This is a genomic window from Streptomyces sp. NPDC091281 (assembly GCF_044757425.1).
Classification (GTDB): Bacteria; Actinomycetota; Actinomycetes; order Streptomycetales; family Streptomycetaceae; genus Streptomyces.
Map to the genome: position 1 here is coordinate 113,102 of NZ_JBIVUY010000012.1, position 16,394 is coordinate 129,495.

16 protein-coding genes and 1 pseudogene are annotated in these 16,394 nt (G+C 75.4%); 7 read left to right on the plus strand and 10 right to left on the minus strand.

Annotated elements, in window-relative coordinates:
* The first annotated feature begins 69 nt into the window (after positions 1 to 69).
* On the plus strand, positions 70 to 1,383 hold the full coding sequence (locus tag ACIQPQ_RS27940; protein ID WP_401308882.1) for an MFS transporter: 1,314 nt from the start codon (positions 70 to 72) through the stop codon (positions 1,381 to 1,383).
* 89 nt (positions 1,384 to 1,472) lie between these two features.
* Here ACIQPQ_RS27940 and ACIQPQ_RS27945 read toward each other — a convergent pair whose 3' ends face one another.
* Positions 1,473 to 1,928, minus strand: a complete 456-nt coding sequence (locus ACIQPQ_RS27945) for a cyclic nucleotide-binding domain-containing protein (protein ID WP_401308884.1) — start codon at positions 1,926 to 1,928, stop codon at positions 1,473 to 1,475.
* 488 nt (positions 1,929 to 2,416) lie between these two features.
* A pseudogene (locus tag ACIQPQ_RS27950) lies at positions 2,417 to 2,623 on the minus strand (hypothetical protein); the annotation flags it as partial.
* 336 nt (positions 2,624 to 2,959) lie between these two features.
* Here ACIQPQ_RS27950 and ACIQPQ_RS27955 point away from each other — a divergent pair.
* From ACIQPQ_RS27955 to ACIQPQ_RS27975, 5 genes are all read left to right on the plus strand, one after another.
* Positions 2,960 to 3,442: an ATP-binding protein gene (locus ACIQPQ_RS27955; RefSeq protein WP_401308887.1), complete on the plus strand. Its 483-nt coding sequence runs from the start codon at positions 2,960 to 2,962 to the stop codon at positions 3,440 to 3,442.
* 261 nt (positions 3,443 to 3,703) lie between these two features.
* Complete coding sequence (locus ACIQPQ_RS27960) at positions 3,704 to 4,591, plus strand: SigB/SigF/SigG family RNA polymerase sigma factor (RefSeq protein WP_401308889.1); 888 nt, start codon at positions 3,704 to 3,706, stop codon at positions 4,589 to 4,591.
* Positions 4,592 to 4,690: 99 nt separating this feature from the next.
* Positions 4,691 to 4,996, plus strand: a complete 306-nt coding sequence (locus tag ACIQPQ_RS27965; protein WP_401308892.1) for a DUF5133 domain-containing protein — start codon at positions 4,691 to 4,693, stop codon at positions 4,994 to 4,996.
* A 120-nt stretch (positions 4,997 to 5,116) separates the two neighbouring features.
* The gene (locus ACIQPQ_RS27970) at positions 5,117 to 5,956 is read left to right on the plus strand and encodes a DUF1206 domain-containing protein (RefSeq protein ID WP_401308895.1); all 840 of its coding nucleotides are present in this window, start codon (positions 5,117 to 5,119) and stop codon (positions 5,954 to 5,956) included.
* Between the two features lie 86 nt (positions 5,957 to 6,042).
* Complete coding sequence (locus ACIQPQ_RS27975; protein WP_383777478.1) at positions 6,043 to 6,474, plus strand: hypothetical protein; 432 nt, start codon at positions 6,043 to 6,045, stop codon at positions 6,472 to 6,474.
* Positions 6,475 to 6,539: 65 nt separating this feature from the next.
* Here the strand turns inward: ACIQPQ_RS27975 and ACIQPQ_RS27980 are convergent, their stop codons facing one another.
* Together ACIQPQ_RS27980 and ACIQPQ_RS27985 are read right to left on the minus strand one after the other, a co-directional pair.
* Positions 6,540 to 8,789 (minus strand): FUSC family protein, encoded by a 2,250-nt coding sequence (locus tag ACIQPQ_RS27980; protein WP_401308898.1) that lies wholly within the window; start codon positions 8,787 to 8,789, stop codon positions 6,540 to 6,542.
* Between the two features lie 40 nt (positions 8,790 to 8,829).
* Positions 8,830 to 10,254 (minus strand): NAD(P)/FAD-dependent oxidoreductase, encoded by a 1,425-nt coding sequence (locus ACIQPQ_RS27985; RefSeq protein WP_401308901.1) that lies wholly within the window; start codon positions 10,252 to 10,254, stop codon positions 8,830 to 8,832.
* Positions 10,255 to 10,562: 308 nt separating this feature from the next.
* Here ACIQPQ_RS27985 and ACIQPQ_RS27990 point away from each other — a divergent pair, with 308 nt between their 5' ends.
* Positions 10,563 to 10,979 carry a MarR family winged helix-turn-helix transcriptional regulator gene (locus ACIQPQ_RS27990; protein WP_401308904.1) on the plus strand — a complete coding sequence of 139 codons (417 nt, stop codon included), beginning with the start codon at positions 10,563 to 10,565 and terminating at the stop codon, positions 10,977 to 10,979.
* A gap of 65 nt (positions 10,980 to 11,044) precedes the next feature.
* Here the strand turns inward: ACIQPQ_RS27990 and ACIQPQ_RS27995 are convergent, their stop codons facing one another.
* From ACIQPQ_RS27995 to ACIQPQ_RS28020, 6 genes are all read right to left on the minus strand, one after another.
* Entirely contained in the window at positions 11,045 to 12,781 is a 1,737-nt protein-coding gene (locus tag ACIQPQ_RS27995; RefSeq protein WP_401308907.1) for a PP2C family protein-serine/threonine phosphatase, read from the minus strand.
* On the minus strand, positions 12,778 to 13,821 hold the full coding sequence (locus ACIQPQ_RS28000) for a SpoIIE family protein phosphatase (protein ID WP_401308909.1): 1,044 nt from the start codon (positions 13,819 to 13,821) through the stop codon (positions 12,778 to 12,780). Before ACIQPQ_RS28000 ends, ACIQPQ_RS27995 begins: the two co-directional genes overlap by 4 nt.
* Entirely contained in the window at positions 13,821 to 14,264 is a 444-nt protein-coding gene (locus ACIQPQ_RS28005) for an anti-sigma regulatory factor (RefSeq protein ID WP_383777487.1), read from the minus strand. Before ACIQPQ_RS28005 ends, ACIQPQ_RS28000 begins: the two co-directional genes overlap by 1 nt.
* The gene (locus ACIQPQ_RS28010; RefSeq protein WP_401308912.1) at positions 14,261 to 14,677 is read right to left on the minus strand and encodes an STAS domain-containing protein; all 417 of its coding nucleotides are present in this window, start codon (positions 14,675 to 14,677) and stop codon (positions 14,261 to 14,263) included. The genes ACIQPQ_RS28005 and ACIQPQ_RS28010 overlap by 4 nt, the downstream gene beginning before the upstream one ends.
* A complete protein-coding gene (locus ACIQPQ_RS28015) occupies positions 14,674 to 15,573 on the minus strand; it encodes an STAS domain-containing protein (protein WP_401308915.1) in 900 nt (299 codons plus the stop codon). The genes ACIQPQ_RS28010 and ACIQPQ_RS28015 overlap by 4 nt, the downstream gene beginning before the upstream one ends.
* A 288-nt stretch (positions 15,574 to 15,861) precedes the next feature.
* A complete protein-coding gene (locus ACIQPQ_RS28020; RefSeq protein ID WP_401308918.1) occupies positions 15,862 to 16,254 on the minus strand; it encodes an STAS domain-containing protein in 393 nt (130 codons plus the stop codon).
* Positions 16,255 to 16,394: the final 140 nt, after the last annotated feature.

Sequence of the window (16,394 nt, forward strand, 5' to 3'; positions counted from 1 at the left end):
GGAATCCCCAGGAGGTGAGCGATAGTTACCCTCGCACACAAAAAGATGTACTGAGCAACCAGGAACGTCGTGACCACGAGCGAGAGCAGCACCCCACCCGACACCGCTGCCGAGAAGGAGCCGGAGCCACCGGACGCGCCGGCCCCCGGGCGCGGCTGGCGCCGCTGGGCCATGGACACCCGCCCGCTGCGCCGCCCCGCCTACCGGCGCCTGTGGTCCTCGACCATCGTCACCGCCGTCGGCAGCCAGCTCACCGCCGTCGCCGTGCCCAAGCAGATCTACGACATCACCGGCTCCTCCGCCTGGGTCGGCTACGCCAGCCTCGCCGGGCTCCTCCCCATGGTCGTCTTCGCGCTCTGGGGCGGCGCGGTCGCCGACACCATGGACCGGCGCAGGCTGCTGCTGATCACCAACACGGGCATCGCCGTCACCTCCGTGCTGTTCTTCGCGCAGGCCGCCGCCGGACTCGACTCGGTGGCGGTGCTGATGGTGCTGCTCGCCGCCCAGCAGGCCTTCTTCGGCCTGAACGCGCCCGCCCGCACCGCCTCCGTGGCCCGGCTGGTCCCCGCCGACGAGATGGCCGCCGCCAACGCCCTCGGCTCGACCGTCATGCAGACCGGCCTGGTCGCGGGCCCCCTCCTGGCGGGCGCCCTGATCCCGGTCGTCGGCCTGCCCGAGCTGTACCTCATCGACGCCGTCGCCCTCTGTGTGACCCTGTGGGCGGTCTACCGGCTGCCCGCCCTGCCGCCCCTCGGCGGCACCGCCGTACGCCGTGCCGGGCTGCGGGAGGTGCTGGCGGGCTTCCGCTACATCGCCCGCCACAAGGTGCTGCTCCTGTCGTTCCTGGCCGACATCGTCGCGATGGTGTTCGGCATGCCCCGCGCCCTGTTCCCGCAGCTGGCCGCCGAGACGTACGCGCCCTACGGGGAAGGCCTCGCCCTCGGGCTGCTGTTCGCGGCGATCCCCATCGGCGCGGTGCTGGGCGGCCTGTTCTCCGGCACCTTCTCCCGCGCCCGCCGCCACGGCTGGATGGTGATCGGCGCGGTCGTCGCCTGGGGCGCGGCGATCGCCGGGTTCGGGCTGAGCGGCAGTCTCTGGCTCGCGGTGGTGTTCCTCGCCGCCGCAGGGATCGCCGACATGGTCTCCATGGTCTTCCGCGGGGCGATCCTGCTCTCCGCCGCCACCGACGAGATGCGCGGCCGGATGCAGGGCGTCTTCACGGTCGTCGTCGCGGGCGGCCCGCGCCTGGCCGACGTCCTGCACGGCACGGCGGGCGCCGCCTTCGGCCCCCGGGCGGCCGTCACCGGCGGCGGCCTGCTGGTCGTCGCCGTCATGCTGGTCCTCGCGGCGGCCGTCCCGGCGCTGCGGCGCTACCGCATCTGACGCGTCCGGCAGGCAGCCACGGCCCCGGACGCGACGCCGCGTCCCGCGGGGGCGGTTCCGCCGGGAGCGCCCCGGACCGCCCCGGCGCGTCAGATCACGCCGCGCCGGTACGACCCGTACTGGTCCATCAGCCTGCCGCGGGTCATCTCCAGCCGGTGCGCGAGGATCTCGGCCACGATCCGCACCAGGGACATGCCGAGCGCCGGGTCCTCCTCGCACAGCTTCAGCACCGCCTGCGCCTCGAACTCGTAGGCCCGCACCGGGCTGAAGGCCTCCGCGCCGAAGTCCCAGCGGTACGGGGGGAAGAGCCAGGACCAGCCGAGCAGATCCCCGGCGCCGAGGCTCGCGACGGTGACCCGCTGGACGGAGGTGACCTCCTGGGTGAGGGAGACGGCGCCGGAGCGGATCACCCAGAACCGGTCGGCCCGGCCGCCCGCCTCGAAGATCCGGACGTCCTCCGCGAACGACACCTCCCGGGCCAGTTCCGTCAGCCGGTGGCGCTGGGGCGGGGGGAGAGCGGTCAGCAGCTTGGTCGCTTTTGTCATGGGACGGGGCTCCTCGCCGGGACGGTTTCCGGGGCTTTCCCTCCGTCCATCTCAGCCGCTGCGCGGGTGACGGGCACCTCGGCGGACGGGACTTCCTGCCCGCCGTCCTCCCGGCGCGTCCGACCGGCGTCCGCGCCGTGCCGGGCGCGCGGGCATGGGAAAGCCCTGGCTGGACGGGGGAAGCCAGCCAGGGCCGCCATGGCGGGCCCGCGGGGGAGTTGCCTCGACCCCTGACCCACTGTGAATGAACGCTAAACCATTTCGGCGGGCGGCGCGAAACGAAAACCCGGGCACGTGACCTGTTTCACTTTTCCGGGGTCCGCACCCCGTCCCGGCGCCCGGTGTGCTCACCCTCCGAGCCGGGGCGGCGGCAACGGCGGCAGCCGCCGCGGCCACGCCTCCTACGGCGGCGGCACGCTGTGCGAGGCGGGCCGGGCGGAGGCGGCGGGGGACCCGTGCGCGGCGTGGGGCACGTGCGGCGTCTCCGCGTGCCCACCTGGCGACACGATCGTGTCCAGCGCGGCCAGCACCGCCTCGTAGGCCAGCCCCCGAACGTGTGCGTCGCGCGCCGCGTCCGGGTCGGTGCGGGTCAGCTCCTCGCTCCGGGTGTGCCAGGCCCGCACCTCCTCCCGGGCTGCCGCTCTCGCGCGCCGGATGCGGCGCAGCAGTTCGTCCGAGTCCACGACGTCCGTCATGCACCGCTCCTACCCCCGCCCGGCCGGACGATGGCCGCCCGTGCCCTCCCGGCGTTCCGGACAGGGCGCCGCTCGCGAATATGCCCCACAACGGCACGTTTGGCGTCGCGTGCGGCGGCCAGCCGAACAGGGAGGGACGTGCCGTCCGGCGGGGAGAGGGCCGGGGCACGGCGGCGGACCGGGCTCGTACGACCCGGCCGCCCCCACCGGGCCGGGAGACCGGTCCGAGCGGCCGGGGCCCGCCACCGGCGGCGACATCCCGAGGGGAGCACCCTCGGGCCGCCGTCGGGGCCCCGACGGACCACAGAGCAGCCGAGAACGTCAGGAGAGCGACGGATGCGCGCCCACCCCCCGACCGACCGCGCCGACCGAGCGACCGAACCCACCACCCGCCCCACCGGCCCCGCCGAGCGGCCCGATTCCCCCGGCGTCGAGGACCTGCCCTGTCGCCCGGCCGACGTCCGGGTCGCCGTGCGGCAGGCCGTCGCCGGATATCGGGCCGCCGGGCCGCCCTGCGACGAGCGGTCCGTCGCCGACGCCCTGCTCGTCGCCTCGGAGCTGGCCACCAACGCCATCCTGCACGGCGGCGGCCTCACCGCCTTCGGCGCCGACCTCGACGGCCGGGCCGTACGGGTCTCCGTCAGCGATCGCAGCGACCTGCTGCCCGTCGCACCCCCTCCGGGGGACGCGCAGCACCGGGGCCGTTTCCTGGTCGGCGGGCGGGGCTGGCCGCTGGTCTGCCGCCTCGCCCGCGAGGTCCGCGTCCGCTGCCTGCCGACCGGCGGCAAGACGATCACCGCCCTCGTCCCGCTGACCTGACCCGCCGGAGATCGGGTCCGCGCGCGCCCGCCGGACCCGTCGCCGGCCCGCCCGGCTCCCGATGCCGTCCGGGACGCGGAACACCGTTTCCGGAAAGGCGAGTTTGTTCCTCCGGGGGGCGGGCAGGCGGAGTTTCGTGCTTCGGACCGGAGGCGCGCCGACGGGAGCCGTACGCCAGGCTCCGGGGCGCCGCGCCCCGGCCGTGACCGTGCTCTCCCGTGGTCATGCCCCCCTGACACCACCGCTCAGGAGCGATTCCACATGCGCATCGACATGTCGACCGGCCACCCCGCGGCGGCCACGACGACCCTGACCGCCCCCACGACGCCGGAGGCCGCCCCCACCTCTGCCGCCCGGCCCGCCGGGCACCCCCGCCGCCCGCACGACGACGCCCCCGACACGATGGGCCGCTTCGTCCGCATGGCCACGCTCCCCGAAGGACCCGAACGGGACGCCCTGCGCGACGAGATCGTCACCGCCTGGCTCCCCATGGCCCACCGCATCGCGAGCCGCTTCCGCGAGCGGGGCGAGTCCCTGGAGGACCTGAAGCAGGTCGCCGCGCTCGGCCTGGTGAAGGCCGTCGACCGCTTCGACCCGGAACGCGGCGCCTTCGAGAGCTACGCCGTCCCCACCGTCACCGGCGAGATCAAGCGGCACTTCCGGGACCGCATGTGGGCCCTGCGGGTCCCGCGCCGGGTCCAGGAGCTGCGCAACAAGGTACGGCTGGCCCGCCGCGACCTGGCCCAGCGGCCGGGCGCGCCCGAACCGTCCGTCGCCGACATCGCCGCCCACACCGGCCTCACCGAGGAGGAGGTCGGCGCCGGTCTGGAGGCCCTGGACAGCTTCAGCACCCTCTCGCTCGACGCCGAACTCCCCGCCGGGGACGACGGATACAGCCTCGCGGACACCCTCGGCGGACCCGACGCCTCCTTCGACACCGTCGTCGACCGGGAGTCGGCCCGCGAGAGCCTGCGCCGCCTGCCGGAGCGCGAGCGGGCCATCCTCTACATGCGTTTCTTCGAGGACATGACCCAGAGCCGGATCGCCGACCGGCTGGGCATCTCCCAGATGCACGTCTCCCGCCTCATCACCCGCAGCTGCGCCCAGGTCCGCGACGAGGCCCTCGGCCCCGACACCGACCCGGACTGACCCGCCACCCGCGACCGCGAGCCCCCACGCCCGTGCCGCACCCTCTTCGCCGCGTCCTCACGTGTCCACCGCACCCGTTCCTCCGAAGGAGCCCCCCGCATGCTGATGCCCCACCCCGCCGTGCTGCGCACCCTCGTCGACGAGTACGAGGCCGCCGTCCTCGCCGGGCCCGGTGAGGCCACGCGCACGCAGGACCTCGCGTACACGCTCTGCGTCTCCACCGGCACGCGGGAGGTTCCCCAGGCCCTGGAGGTGGCCCGTGAGTGGCTCGCCGCCGCCACGGTCACCGGGACCGCCCCCGCCCCGCGGGTCGCGGCGGCGGCCTCCGCCCCCCTGGCCGCCGCGATAGCCGACGCCCCCGCCGGACGCCCCGGCGACGAGGGCCCGCACGCCTGCGCCGCCTGAGCCACCCCCCGCCCCTCCGGGCCCCGCACGCCCCGCCGCACCCCCTCGCGGCGGGGCGTGCGGGTGTGCCGGGCCGAAGCCGGGGCATCCGGACCCCGTCAGTCACCAGGGGAGGAACAGATGAACGCAGCCGCCGTCGCACGCAACGGCCGGGCCGGCGCGGAGCGCGCCGCCAGAGGAACCGCCACCAAGGCCGCGGCACGGGCCGGACTCAGCGCCCGCGGGGTGATCTACGTCCTGGTCGGCGCGCTCGCCCTCCAGATCGCCTTCGGCGAGAACACCGGACAGCAGGCCGACCGGCAGGGCGCGCTGGCCGAGATATCCGAACGGCCCTTCGGGTCGGTCCTGCTGTGGGCGCTCGCCGTCGGACTGGTCGGCATGGCGCTGTGGCGGCTCTCCGAGGTCGTCTTCGGCGCCGTCGGCCCCGAGGGCCGCAAGGCCAAGAAGCGGCTCCAGTCCGCCGCCCGCTTCGTCTTCTACTCCTTCGTCGCCTACTCGGTGCTCTCCTTCGCCGCGGGCTCGGGCAGCGGCGGCGGCAACAGCGACGAACAGTCCCGCGACGTCACCAGCCGGGTCCTGGAACTCCCCGGCGGCCGCTGGATCGTCGGCGCGGCCGGGATCGGCATCGTCGGCGCCGGGCTCTGGATCGGCGGCCGGGCCGTGATGCGCAAGTACCGCGACAAGATGAACCTCGCCGGGGTCTCCGCGCGCATGCGCCGCCTGGTGGACATCACCGGGGTGGGCGGCGGTGCGGCCCGCGGCCTGGTCTTCGCCACCGCGGGCGTCTTCGCCGTGCGCGCCGCGATCGAGTACAAGCCCGACGAGGCCAAGGGCCTCGACGACACCCTGCGCTCCTTCGCCGACACCCCCGCCGGACCCGCCCTGCTGGCCTGCGTGGCGGCCGGACTGGTCCTCTTCGGGCTCTTCTCCTTCGCCATGGCCCGCTGGCGCAAGGTCTGACCGTCACCGGACCCCCGGCACACGGTCACAAGGTCTGTACACCGCGGACAGGTCTGAACAGCGCCGGACCGGGGAACCCGGGGCCCATGAACGAATCCGAGTTCCCGCAGGACGGACGGCCCGTGGACATGTACCTCGACCTCCTTCGCGTCCGCATGGACAGCGAGGACTACGCGATGCTGCTCAAGGTCGTCGCCCCCGCGCTCCGCGCCCTCGACGAGGAGCGACCGCCGACCCTCGACCTCTCGCTCGATCCGCGCGAGACCGAGGAACTGCCCCAGCAGATCCGTGACGAGGCCGCCCTGGTCATCGCCACCGCCGTCACCGGCCGCCTCGACAACCGCCTGGTGGAGATCGAGGTCGACGGCACCGGCCCGGTCCGGGTCGTCACCGACGCCGTCACCGCCGACGACCCGGAACGGCTCGCCGAGATCGCCGGCTGCATCCGGCAACGCCAGAACGACACCGACGAACTCCGCGGCATCGCCGCCGCCAGCGGCCTGCCCACGGACTTCTGAACCCCGTACGGCCGCACCGCGGACGCGGTACGAGCACCCGCCGTCCCGCCCCCTCTCATCCGGTCTCATCCGGCGGGCCTGGCCAGCGGGACCGCCAGCGGCCGGGCCAGACCGACCACCGCCTCGTCGAGGCGCTGAAGGTGCCGCAGCACCCGGTCCGTGACCCGGCCGTAGCGCGGGGCCCCGAACGCCCCCGGCTTCAGCAGCGACGCCACGCTCGGGCCGGTCCGCACCTCCGCCGTACTGCGCTCGTCGCCCACGCGCGCGGCGACCGCGCCGATGTTGTCCAGGATGCGCTGCCCCGCCCCGCGCAGCCGGGGGTCCGCCGCGATCGACGGATGGCTCGGCAGCAGCTCCGCCGTCGCCGCCAGCGACCGCGCGTGGTACGCGCAGGTCTCCAGCAGCGCCACCACATACTCGGCGGTGTCCCGCCGGGTCCGCAGCGGCGTCACCGGGTGCGTCAGCGGCTGCGTCGCGGCCCGCAGGTCGGCCAGCGCCTGGTCCAGCTCGCGCGCCCGGTCCAGCAGATCGGCCGGCGGCCCGCCGCTCAACTGCTCCACCGCCGCCCCGGTGACGTCACCGAGCCGGTCCAGGACCGCCGTCAGCAGCTCGTCCGTACGGCGGTCCGTACGCACCGGCAGCACGAACGCCGCCGCGAACACCCCGCACGCCACCCCCAGCGCCGTCTCCGCGATCCGCAGCAGCAGCACGTCCAGGCTGTAGGTGTGCAGCAGCGTGTACAGCACGCCGAGCGCCGCCGTCACGAAGAACGACATCAGCGTGTACGACAGCGGCGCCGTGTAGAACATGCAGAACACGCACAGCAGCACCACCGCGAACGCCGTCACCGTGTGGTGCCCCACCAGCGCGGCGAGCCCGATGCCCGCGACCACGCCGAGCGCGGTGCCCAGCAGCCGACGGTAGCCCTTCACCAGGATCTCCCCGGTGGACGCCGTGTTGAGGAACACGATCCAGCAGGTCAGCACCGCCCAGTACCAGCGGTGCTCGGACAGCAGCTCACCGCCCACGATGGCCAGCGCCGACCCGACGGCCACCTGCACCGCCGCCCGCGTGGTGGGCCGCCGCAGCCCCGCCTCCCGCTCCTCCTCCGCCTCGTCCCCGGCCCGCTCCGCCCCGTCGATCGCAGCGTCCTCCGCGTCCAGCTCCTCCCGCGAGCGGGCCGTCTCGGGGCTGTCCGCGGACTCGTCCTGCGGCCCGTCGAGCGCCGCCCGCAGCCCGAGGACGGCGCGGGCCGCCTCACCGACCCCCCGGAACACGTCCTGCACGGGAGGGGAGGCGGCGGGCAGGTTCTCCTCGTCGCGGTAGCCGAGCAGCCGGTTGCGGACCGGCGCCAGCCCGGCCCCGCCCGCCACCGGATGCCGTACGAGCGTCCGCAGCGCCCGCAGGTCGCGGCGCAGGGCGTCGGTGGCCGGGTCGCGCACCGGGAGGTGCCCGCCTTCCGGGACCGGGGCGCCCGGCAGGTGCAGGGTGAGGGTGTCGGCCCGCTCCGCGCTGCGCGCCGTCAGGAGCAGCAGGCCCAGCCGCTCCGCGCAGATCTCTGCGTCCGCCACACGGCGTTGCAGCAGCCGGGCCGTCGGCGCGTCCGGGGTGCCCTCCTCCAGCCGCCCCTGGATCAGCATCGCCGTCTCGTGCAGCCGGGCGGTGCCCGCGCGGGCGTCGGCGAGGGCCTTCTCCACCTCCGCCGGACCCGCGTCCAGCAGACCGAGCTGCGCGTCCAGCAACTGCGCGAGCCGCGCCCGGAACGCCTGCCGCAGCCGCAGCAGGATGCCCGCCGAGGTCTGCGGCACCAGCGCGAACCGGGCCACCGCCGCACACCCGAACGCGACGGCGAGCGTGCCCCACAGGGCGGGCAGCGCGCCGGTGGTGGCGCCCACGAACAGCGACAGGAAGTAGACCTGGAAGGCGATCAGACCGAGCGCGGTGCCCCGCTCGCCGAACCGCCGCCCGTACACGGCGCCGAAGACGAGCGCCACGAAGAACACGTCACCGGCCAGCCAGCGCGTGCTCAGCAGCGCCCCCAGCGACAGCGACGCCAGCGCCACCGGCAGGCCGAGCGCCAGCGTCACCGCCTGCGGCCCGCGCCCCTTCTCCCGCACCGCGAACGTGGCCACCATCGCCGCGACCGCCCCGGCGACCAGACGGCTCACCTCCGCGTCCGCGAGGGAGAGCACCCCCAGCGTCAGGGTGATCGCGCCGACGGTCCGCAGGCCCGCCGCGAGCCGCAGCAGACCGGGGTCGGACGCCGCGACCCGGTCCAGCGTCCCGGTCCACCACCGGCGCGCCGCCGCCCTCACGCCGCCGCCTCCCGTCCGGCCCCCGGCCGCCCGTCCCGGCTCACCCGGTCCCGGTGTCCGGGCCCTGCGCCCGACCGTCCTCCCCGGCACCCGCCGTGCCCTCCGCGCGGCCCTCGACGTGGGCGCGCACCTGCTCGGGCGAGAGATAGCTGTCCGTGTACTCGAAGTCCCTCAGCTTCGCCGCCCGCCGGGCCTGGAAGCCGGTCCGCACGAAGTCGTCGCCCGCGACGGCGTTCAGCGTCCAGTTCGTGAGCACCCGCGTCTTCGCCACGCCCGTGCGCAGCGCGCTCCAGTGGTAGCCGCGCGCCACCGCCTGCGCGGGCAGCCCGCGCAGCTCCACCCCGAGCGGCTTCGACACGGCGTCCGTGCCGCCGAGGTCGACGACCAGGCCGAGGTCCTTGTGCACGTACGGCTTCGTGGGCCGCCCGCGCAGGGTCGCCACGACGTTGTCCGCGACGGCCTTGCCCTGCCGCATCGCGTGCTGCGCGGTCGGCGGGCACACCGCCCCGTCCTCCCCCTTCGCCTCGTCCGGCACGGCGGCGGCGTCACCGAGGGCGAACACCCCGTCGTGGCCGGGGAGATCCAGGTGGGAGGTGACCGCGAGCCTGCCGCGGACCGTCTCCGCGCCGAGCGTCGCGATCAGCGGGCTGGCGACCACGCCCGCCGTCCAGATCAGGGTGCGGGTCGGTACCACCCGGCCGTCGGTGAACGTGACCTCCTCGGGGCCCGCCTTGGCGATCGACACCCCCAGCGAGATCTCGATGCCCCGCTTGCGCAGCACCTCCTGCGCGCTGCGGCCCAGCTTGTCGCCCAGCTCCGGCATCAGCTTCGGCGCGATGTCGATCAGGTGCCACTTGATGAGGCCCGGGTCCAGCCGCGGATAGCGCTTGACCGCGTTGTGGGTGAGCAGTTGCAGACACGCGGCCGTCTCGGTGCCCGCGTAGCCGCCGCCCACCACCACGAACTGGAGCCGGGAGGCCCGCTCGGCGGGGTCGTGGCTGGCGTCGGCCAGGTCGAGCTGGGTGATGACGTGGTCGCGGACGTAGGCCGCCTCCGCGAGCGTCTTCATCCCGAAGGCGTGGTCGGTCAGCCCCGGGATGTCGAAGGTGCGGGTGATGCTGCCGGGCGCCAGCACGATGTAGTCGTACGGCTCGTTCACGATCTCGTCGGTGATGGTCCGGATGACACAGACCTTCTTCTCCATGTCCACGCCGATCGCGCCGCCCGGAATGATGCGGGTGCGGTACTTGCGGCTGCGGCGCAGCGACACCGCGATCGACTGGGGCGTCAGCACCCCGGAGGCGACCTGCGGCAGCAGCGGCAGGTACAGCTGATAGGCGAACGGCGTCACCAGGGTGACGTCGGCCTCGTCGGGGGAGAGCGCGCGCTCCAGCCGCCGCACGCACCCCACCCCCGCGAAACCGGCGCCCACCACCAGGATCCTGGGTCGTGTCACGATGTCCATCCCTTTCCGCGGCTTCGGGCGGTCTGCCTCGACGTCCTGCGCGTGCCCGCCGGTCGGCCTCTTCGCACATCGTCGATCCCACCGCGACCGGAGCGGTTGCGCCAGCCGGACGGAGCATGCAGACGAACGTTTCTTCTGAGCCCCCGTGGTACCCGCGGGGTGACCTGTGTACGCCCCGGCCGTTCGGGTAGGCCGACGTACATGACAAGTGTGGTGTCCGGAGGGTAGCGGGTGTGGAGTGCGCGGACGGCCCCGGCGGTGACGGACGGGGTGCCCGGGAGGCGCAGGCGAGGCGTGTCCTCGACGCCGTGGAGACGCTGGTCGCGGACTGGCTCGGCACGGCCGAGGAGACCGTGCCCCGCCTGCCCGCCCGGCAGCTCCTCGCCCTGCGCACGGTGCGGCGCAGCCCCGAGCTGAACCTGACCGCCCTCGCCGAACAGATCGGCGTCGCCCTCCCGGCCGCGAGCCGCCTCTGCGACCGCCTGGAGGCGGCGGGCCTCCTGGAACGCACGGTCCAGCCCCGCAACCGCCGCGAGGTCCAGCTCGTCCTCACCCCCTACGGCCGCCGCGTCCTGGCCGACGTCACCGATCGCCGCGTCCACCTCCTGGCCACGGCCTTCGCCGCCATGAGCCCGTCCCAACGCGCCGCCCTGGAAACGGGCCTGACCGCCTACCACGACTCCCGCACGCCCCCGGACACGGCGCGGGGCGAGGCGGAGGGCTGAGGTGCCCGCGGTCGGCGGGGCGGGACCGGGCGTCCCGGCGCGCGCCCGCAGGCGCCGCGCCCCCTTCAGCCCGCCGCGGGCAGATGGCTCAGCAGGAGGCAGACGTCGTCGTCGCGTTCCGAGTCGCTGAGCATGGGGTCGAGGATGCGTTCGGCGGAGCCGTCGAGGTCGTGGGCGAGGTCCTCGGCGCGGAGGGCGGCCAGGGCGGCGGCGAGGCGGGCGATGCCGGGGTCTATGCCGTGCGCGCGCCGCTCGACGAGGCCGTCGGTGTAGAGGGCGAGGGTGGAGCCGGGGGCGAGCGGGACCGAGTGGTCGGCGATCTCCTGGCGCAGCGGGATGCCCAGCATGGCGCCCGGTTTGGCGTCGAGGAGGCGGACCTCGCCGTCCGGGCCGCGCAGCAGCGGCGGCGGATGACCGGCCGCCGCCCAGGTCAGCACCGGGCGGCCGGGCTGGAAGCGGGCGATCACGGCGGTGGCGTACAGGTCGGGCTGGAGGTGGTGGAGGAAGGTGTGCAGCCGGGTCAGGAGCACGCCGGGGCTGCCGCCGTCGACCGCGTACGCGCGCAGCGCGGTGCGCAGTTGGCTCATCATCACGGCGGCCCGCAGTCCGTGCCCGGTGACGTCGCCGACGACCGTGATGAGGCTGCCGTCGGGCTGCCGGAACGCGTCGTACCAGTCGCCGCCGATGTTCAGCCCGTACGTCGCCGGGAGATAGCGGGCCGCCAGGGTGAGGCCGGGGGAGTGGGGCAGCTGGGTCAGCAGGGCGTGCTGGAGGGTCTCGGCGATGTCCCGGTTGTGCTCGAAGCGGCGGGCGTTGTCGAGGGCGGTGCTGGCCCGCCGGGTCAGCTCGACCAGCATGACCGCGTCGTCCGCGTCCCACCGCTCGCCCGGCGGCGTGAGCGTCAGCACGCCCAGCGGCGCCCGGCGGCCGGGCAGCGGCACGCACAGCAGCGGGCGGGCGGGGTCCAGCGCGGACGGCGGATGGTCGTCGACGCCGGGCAGCCCGCCGGGCCGGTCCGCCGCGTACTGGGCGCGCCCCGTACGGGCCGCGACGACCGCCGCCGCCGGTCTGGGCGGCGACTGGCGGCGCTCCTCGTCGGTGTCGAAGAGCCAGACGTCGACGCTGGAGGCGTACTCGGGCACCAGCAGGTCGGGCAGCCGCCGCACGATCTCCTCGTGGTTGAGGGACGCCGTCAGTGCCGCGCTGGCGTCCGCGAGGAACGTCAGCCGCCGCCGGGCGCTCTCCGCCTCCTGCCGGGCCGCCCGCTCCGCCGCGAACGCCTCCCGCTGCGCCCGCCCGGCCGCGTCCAGTTCGGCGTGCAGCGCGAGGACGCCCTGGTTGGTCTGGTGCAGTTCCTCGCGGTGGAAGGCGACCAGTTCCTCCTGCTCGGCGAGCCGGTCCAGGACCGCGGTGGTGTCCTCGTCGGCGCCGAGCAGGGCCTCCGCGAGGACCGCCGCGTCCCGCGCCACGCCCGCGGGGACGGCCGGGTCCACCGGGCCGGGGCAGGCCGCCTCGACCTGCCAGGGCGGTGCGGCGGCGGCCGGGCACGGTGTGATCTCCAGCCGCAGCCGTCCGTGCCCGGCCGTCAGGGTCAGCTCCCAGAGGCCGCCCTTGGTGAGGCACTGGCGCAGCCGCCCGCTGAGCGCGGCGGCCAGCCGGGTGCGCTCCAGCGGGGCGACGCCGAACGCCGCGGCGATCCGGGCGGTGGCGATCCGGGCGGCGGCCGCGTCGGTGACGGTGCCGACCGGCCAGACGCGGGTGACGGAAGGACTGGCCGGGGGCGGTCCGGCAGGGCGTGTCATGGGCGGTCCGGCGGGGTCGGGGACAGGACGGCGACGGCGGTGTCGTCCCGCACCGGGCGGGCCGAGCTGCTGGCGTCGCGCACGATGACGGCGGCGGTCACCGCCGGGTCGGCCGCGGTGAGCAGCGGGTGGACGGGCGGCACCCAGCGGCTGGGCAGCCCGTCGCTGTGCAGCACGAGCAGCCGGTCGGCGGCCCACGGCACCACGGTCTCGGGGAGGTGCGCGGGGCGGTGCACGCCCACTATCCCGGGCCGGGACAGCAGATGCCGCCAGGAGTCGCCCTCGCGCAGCCGGCCCGCGACGTTGCCGATCCCGGCGAAGCGCAGCCGCTCCGCGCGCAGGTCCACCTGGGCCACCGCGACGGCCGCGCCCCGCGTGCCGCGCAGGACGCCGTCCAGCCGCCGCAGGATCTCGCCGGGCGGCAGCTCGGCCGCCCGGTGCACCTCGTCCACGGCCGCCGTGGACGCCCGCGCCGCCTCCGGGCCGTGGCCCAGGCCGTCGGCCAGCATCAGCGTCAGCCGGTCGCCCGCCCTGATCCACGTCCAGGCGTCGCCCGAGCACTCCGCCCCGGCGAACGGCACGTTGACCCCGCCCGCCCGCGCGGGCACCGGTTCGCCGCCGTCGGACGCGGCGGCGGCGCCGAGCCGGGCCAACGCGACCGTGCCGCGCCCCGGCACGCTGTGCAGGTGGAAGTCGTCGGCGACCCGGCGGCAGGTGCCGAGCCCGGCGCCCAGCGACCCGGCGGTGGAGAACCCGTCGCCGAACGCCGCCGGTACGTCGGCCATGCCGGGGCCGTGGTCGACGGCGGTGAGCTGGACGACGAGCCCGCCCCGCCCGGCGGGCGGGGCCACCAGGTCGACGCGGAGCTGCCCGCCGCGGCCGTGCTTGAGCAGGTTGGTGGACAGCTCGGTGGCGACCAGCGCGGCCGCCGCAGTACGGGAGGAGTCCAGGCCGACGAGGGCCGCGGCCTCCTCCGCCGCCACCCGCGCGTCCCGCACCCGCGTCGAGTCGTGCACGGGGACGTCCCAGACCCGGGCCATCAGCCCTCCTCGCGCGGCCGGGGCGGGCGGGCCGCCCACGACGTGACGGTGACCGTCGTGCCCTCGCCCGGTCTGCTGTCGATGCCGAACTCGTGCACCAGCCGCCGCGCCCCGCCGAGACCCATGCCGAGTCCGCCGCCGGAGGTGAAGCCGTCACGCAGCGCCTGCTCCACGTCGGCGATACCCGGCCCCGAGTCCGTGAACACCAGCCGCAGCCCCTCGGCGCGGCCCTCGGACAGCCGCTCGGCGCGGACCTCGCCGCCCCCGCCGTACACCAGGGTGTTGCGGGCCAGTTCGCTCGCGGCCGTGACCAGCTTGGTCTGTTCCACCAGGCCGAAACCGAGGGCGGCGGCGGCCTGCCGCACATGCTGCCGTACCCACACCAGGTCCCGTTCGGAACGGATCGGCAGGCGGGCGTCGACGCCCGCGGCCGTCCCGCTCACCGCGGCTCCCGGCGCGGCCCGTCCGACGCCGCCGCGCCCGCCCGGCCGAGGAGGTCCAGGGCCGCCTGCGTGCTCAGCGCCGTCCGCAGACCCGGCAGCGTCAGCCCCAGCTCGACCAGGGTGAGCGCCACCGCGGGACGCATACCGGCGACCACGGTCTGCGCGGCCAGCAGGCGGGCGTTGGCCGCGATCTCGGCCAGCACCCGGCCGAGGAACGAGTCGACGATCTCCACCCCGGAGATGTCGATGACCACCCCGGCGACCCGGCTGCGGGCGATCGCCTCGGTGATGTCCTGCTGGAGCCGCTCCGCCGTGGCGTCGTGCAGATCCCCCTGGAGGGTGACGAGCAGGACGTCACCCAGCCTGAGCACCGGCACGGGGGTGTCGCCGACGCGGGAGAGGTCGTGGTTCACCGCGGACCCGCACCGCCGTGGCCCGCCTGCACGATGTCGGCGCCGAGGCCGTGCAGGGCGTGCGCCAGCGCGTCGGCCAGCCCCGCCCGGGTGACGACGGTGCCCAGGTCCAGGCCCAGGTGCACGATGGTCTGCGCGATCGCGGGACGGATGCCGGAGACGACGCACTCGGCGCCCATCAGCCGTACCGCCGCGACCGTCTTCATCAAGTGCTGGGCGACCAGCGAGTCCACCGTCGGGACGCCGGTGATGTCGAGGATCGCGTACCGGGCCTGCTGGTCGACGACCGCCTCCAGCAGCGTCTCCATCACCACCTGGCTGCGCGCGCTGTCCAGGGTGCCGATGAGCGGCACGGCGACGATGCCGTCCCAGAGCCGGATCACCGGCGTGGCGACCTCCAGCAGTTGGAGCTGCTGCCGGTCGACGAGCGAGCGCACGTCCGTCAGCGCGGTCTCCATCACCACCAGCCGCAGCGTGCCCATCAGCACCGTCAGCACCGTCTCGGCCTCGCGCAGCCGGTCCGGGGAGGCGTCCGGCAGGTCGGCGCGGAGCAGCCCCGCGACCGGCGCGCGCAGCGCGTCCACCTCGCGTGACACCTGGCCGGTGGTCAGGCCCGACCGGGAGCGGGAGGCCGTCATCCGGGACAGCTGCTCGCGCACCACGGCGAAGCCGTCGCTGTCGGAGTCCTCGACGCGTCCGTCGGCGGCGACGTGGGCGAGCGCGTCCACGACGCCGCGGCCCGCCTCCACCGCCTCGTCCCGCGAGACCGTGAACACGGTCCGGAACAGCGGTTCGTCGGCCCAGCGCTGGGCGATCTGCTCCCGGCGGCGGCCCAGGAAGGCCGCGACCTCGTCCGTCGGCGCGCCCTGCGCCGCGTCCTCTGCGTGCTCCGGCACTCCTGCTCCACTCCCTGTTCTCGACGTTCTCGACGTTCTCGACTGCGCCCGGCTGTCCCGGCCCCACCGGGTCCGTTCGGTTCCGCCAGGTCGTCCCCGACCCTTCCGGCCCTGCTGCCCCCTCCGGGCCGTTCGCGTCCTCGCCGCGTCCGGCCGCCGCGTTCGATCCGATCACCCTCCTGCCCGCCCCGCACAGTTGTCAAATGGCAACTGTCGGGGTGTCGTGAGGGTTCCCACCGGTCGGTGAACCCGCGGGTGAGCTGCGGCGGAGAGCGGTACGCGGTCCGGTCAGGCCTCCGGATGCTCCGTCGTGGAGCCGGACCGGTCGATGAGCGCCATGGCCTCGTCGACCTTCTCCGAGACCGGCACCGTGATGCTCACGCCGGTGAGGTCGAGCACCCGGCGCACGGCGGGCGTCGGGTTGATCACGTGCACGCTGCCGGGCCGGTCCCGCGCCTCCTGGTAGACGCGCAGGATGATGTTCATCCCGGAGGAGTCCATGAACGGCACCGCCGACAGGTCCAGCAGGAAGTGGCGGCGGCCGTGGTGGAGCTGGTTGGCCAGATGGGCCTGGAACTCGGTCGCGGTGTCGAGGTCCAGATGGCCTGCGACCGTGACCAGGGCCACGTCCTCACGGGGCACGGTGACCTCGACGGACAGCGGGTTCTGGGCGATGGACACGGGTACCTCCGACGACTGACGGTCCGGGGCGGTGCCCCGGCGGGCTGCGCGGGGCGCGGCCGGGGACCGAGGCGGACGCAGACGACCCCCGTACCGGGCGCCGTCCCCCTCCACCTGCGGTTCTCGGCCTCACACCGCGC

Bases quoted from the DNA above. Each gene is read 5' to 3' on its own strand.
- ACIQPQ_RS27945 (WP_401308884.1), bottom strand. From the start codon at position 1,928: ATGACAAAAGCGACCAAGCTGCTGACCGCTCTCCCCCCGCCCCAGCGC.
- ACIQPQ_RS27955 (WP_401308887.1), top strand. From the start codon at position 2,960: ATGCGCGCCCACCCCCCGACCGACCGCGCCGACCGAGCGACCGAACCC.
- ACIQPQ_RS27960 (WP_401308889.1), top strand. From the start codon at position 3,704: ATGCGCATCGACATGTCGACCGGCCACCCCGCGGCGGCCACGACGACC.
- ACIQPQ_RS27965 (WP_401308892.1), top strand. From the start codon at position 4,691: ATGCTGATGCCCCACCCCGCCGTGCTGCGCACCCTCGTCGACGAGTAC.
- ACIQPQ_RS27970 (WP_401308895.1), top strand. From the start codon at position 5,117: ATGAACGCAGCCGCCGTCGCACGCAACGGCCGGGCCGGCGCGGAGCGC.
- ACIQPQ_RS27975 (WP_383777478.1), top strand. From the start codon at position 6,043: ATGAACGAATCCGAGTTCCCGCAGGACGGACGGCCCGTGGACATGTAC.
- ACIQPQ_RS27985 (WP_401308901.1), bottom strand. From the start codon at position 10,254: ATGGACATCGTGACACGACCCAGGATCCTGGTGGTGGGCGCCGGTTTC.
- ACIQPQ_RS27995 (WP_401308907.1), bottom strand. From the start codon at position 12,781: ATGACACGCCCTGCCGGACCGCCCCCGGCCAGTCCTTCCGTCACCCGC.
- ACIQPQ_RS28000 (WP_401308909.1), bottom strand. From the start codon at position 13,821: ATGGCCCGGGTCTGGGACGTCCCCGTGCACGACTCGACGCGGGTGCGG.